The 3244-nt window shown below is 66.9% G+C and carries 2 protein-coding genes; both read right to left on the bottom strand.

What is annotated here, in order from left to right:
• Positions 1 to 603: condensation domain-containing protein (locus tag ACH4E7_RS45405; protein WP_396255096.1), on the bottom strand; the 603-nt coding region annotated here is incomplete at its 3' end.
• Between the two features lie 26 nt (positions 604 to 629).
• On the bottom strand, positions 630 to 3221 hold the full coding sequence (locus ACH4E7_RS45400) for an AMP-binding protein (protein WP_396255095.1): 2592 nt from the start codon (positions 3219 to 3221) through the stop codon (positions 630 to 632).
• Positions 3222 to 3244 lie beyond the last annotated feature (23 nt).

The following is a 3244-nucleotide window of genomic DNA, read 5'->3' as shown; positions in this document are numbered from 1 at the left end:
GTCCGTCGGGAGCTCCAGCCGATCCGGAATCCCCTCCAACGCCGACTTCCAGTAATCGACCTGCCGGCTGACCAGGCTCTCCGGGTCCTCCTCGCTGCCCAGCAGTTCCTGCTGCCACAAGGTGTAGTCCACGTACTGCACCGGCAGCGGCTCCCACCCCGGCGCCCGACCCTCCACCCGCGCCGCATACGCCTGCGCCAGGTCCCGCGACAACGGCGCGAAGGACCAGCCGTCAGCAGCGATGTGATGCAGCACCAGCGACAGCACGTACTCCGTCGGCGACAACACGAACAACGTCACCCGCAACGGAAGATCCGAGGCCAGATCGAAGCCCCCGGCAGCAGCCGCGGCCAGGGCCTCTTCGAGCTCCGCCTCGGTGGTGGGCACCACCGAGATACCGACCCCGGCGGCGGCGACACCGAGCACCTCCTGTCGAGGCACCCCGTCGACCTCGGGGAAGAGCGTGCGCAGGCTCTCGTGCCGCTCGACCACGTCGTTCAACGCCGCACGCAACGCCTCCCGATCCAGCTCCCCGGCCAGCCGCATGACCATGGGGATGTTGTACGTCGCGCTCTGTCCACCGAGGCCGTGCAGAAACCACATCCGGCGCTGAGCGAATGACAAAGGAATCATCGGTTCTCCCCCGGCCTCTGCATTCGACGCAGTTTCGGCCTTTTCGTCTTATCGAGAGTTTTCATGTCAGCAGAAATTCCGGCGACTGTCGGAGCCTCGAAAACGCTTCGGATCGACAGCTCGACCCCGAGCACAGCCCGCACCCGACTGATCAACCGCGTCGCCAACAGCGAATGACCACCCAGATCGAAGAAACTGTCGTCGATCCCCACCAGCGGCACACCCAACACCTCGGCGAAGACTTCGCACAGGGTCTCCTCCTGGGGGGTGCGCGGGCCACGTCCGGTCACGTTCCCGCGGAAGTCCGGCGCGGGGAGCGCCCGGCGGTCCAGCTTCCCGTTCGGCGTCAGCGGCAGATCCGGCAGCGCCACCACTGCGGACGGGACCATGTATTCCGGCAGTACCTGTGCGAGATGCCTTCGCAAAGCGGCGATGAGTTCGCCGGCAACGCGTTGACCGGCCGGATCGTTCGTGACGGGCACACCTACCGCCGGCTCTCCCCCCACCGGCAGATAGACGTCGGCGAAAACCTCAGTGGCCTCCTCGACGGTCTCGAAGATGGCGTCGAACGCCCCGTCGGGGCCTCGGTCGGACCAGGTGGTGATCACCCGGTAACCGAGTTTCTCGCCCACTTCGTGGAACTGCTCCGGATCGTAGCCCGACGCTTCGGCCAGACCGGCCTGTCGGCGGATTTCCGCCATCGGTTCACCTGCGTCGAGTGCCGCCAGGGTGGCAACCTCGTGCGCCAGGCGCCGGTTGGCCACACCGGAGACCCGGAGGAAGCGCGGGCGCTGTTCGCCGAGCCGGCACGCTAGCCCGTCCAGATCCGTGACGTGCTGCCCCCAGCGCACCGACGGAACGTCCGCGAGCGAAACCACGCGGGCGGCCTGCTTGTGCAAGGTGACGTCATAGCGATAGCGGGTGAGCTCGTTGTGGTACTGGCCTCGCCTGATCCGGATGTCGACCGCGTTGACGTCGCGCAGCGCACCCGGCAGCGCGGCGAAGAAATCCGGGGCCGCAAGCAGTTCCTTCTCCGTCGATGCGAGGTGGTCGACCGTCTTGCGCAGTAGTGCCGAGTCCTCCTCGGAGTTCGCCCCCGCCAGCTGCACGGACGCATGGAAGCTTCGCCCGAGACGCAGATTGCGGACGTCACCGACGAACACCTGTCCCCCCGGCTTCAGCAACCGCAGGCAGTTCTCCAGTACCTGGTAGAGATATCCGGCGTTCGGGAAGTACTGAATGACGGAGTTGATGACGACGGTGTCGAAGTAGCCCTGTGGAAGATCGGCGATGACCTCTGCCGATTGCTGCCGCAGGTGCACGCGCTCCGCGATTCCGGGGTGTCGTGCCACCTCACGACGCAGCTTCTCGATCACCGTGCCTGAAAAATCGGTTCCCCAGTACTCATCGCAGTCCGGCGCGAGCGCTGCCAGCAACAGGCCACTCCCGACGCCGACCTCCAGGATCCGCTCCGGCCGCAACGCCCGGATGCGCCGCACGGTCTCGTCCCGCCATTCACGCATCTCACTCAGCGGAATGGGTTGTCCGTCGTAGCTGCTGTTCCAGCCGGTGAAGTCATCACCGAAGCCGAGGGCGCCGGACTCCGCGTAGATGGAGTCGTAGACCTGCTGCCATTCACCGACCTGCTCGTCCTCGACCTTGCCGGTCGCCGGCGCTGCTTCGGTCCGTGGCACCACATAGCCCACCAGCCGCGGATCCCCCGGACGGTCCTCCCGCACCACCACCGCGGCACCCACCACCCCGGGCAACGAGCGAAGAGCCGCCTCCACCTCACCCAACTCGATCCGGAACCCACGCACCTTCACCTGGTCATCCACACGCCCCAGGTACTCGAGCTCCCCACCCTCGTTCCACCGCACCAGATCCCCGGTGCGATACATCCGCTCACCCACACCACCGAACGGATCCGCCACGAACCGCTCAGCCGTCAAACCGGGACGGTTGAGATAACCACGGGCCAAACCCACACCCGCCACATACAACTCCCCCGCCACACCAACCGGAACCGGCGAAAGACCCCCGTCCAACACATACACCCGCGTGTTCCACAACGGCCGCCCGATCGGCGGCGTCACCGGCTGGTCGTCGTCCGCGGCGAACCAGGCCGTGGAGTACACCGTGGCCTCGGTCGGACCGTAGATGTTGGCGATCCGGGCCCCCGGCAGCGCGGCGCGGATGTCCGCCACCGCCGAAGCCGACAGCGCCTCTCCCGCCAACACCACCGACCCGGACTGCACGGCCAGGCCGCCCTGCCCGATCACCTGCGCGAACGCGGACGGCACCGCACTGACCAGACTGCCCGACCAGCCCCGCCCCAACAACGCCAGCACATCCTGAACGATCTCGACACTGCCACCCGCCGCCAACGGCGCGAACAGCTCGAACACCGACACATCGAAACTCAACGACGTCGCCGCGAGCACCTTCGACAGACCCTCGGCACCGAATGTCGACACCGCCCACGACAACAGATCCACCACACTCGCGTGTGCCACCACCACGCCCTTCGGCGTGCCGGTCGACCCCGACGTGTAGATCACATACGCCGCGGACTGCGGCACCAACACACCCGACCGCTCCGCCTCACACA

The organism is Kitasatospora sp. NPDC018058 (genome assembly GCF_044327205.1).
GTDB lineage: Bacteria > Actinomycetota > Actinomycetes > Streptomycetales > Streptomycetaceae > Kitasatospora.
The sequence above is the reverse complement of the archived record's forward strand: the minus strand, read 5'-3'. Positions and strand labels throughout refer to the sequence as shown.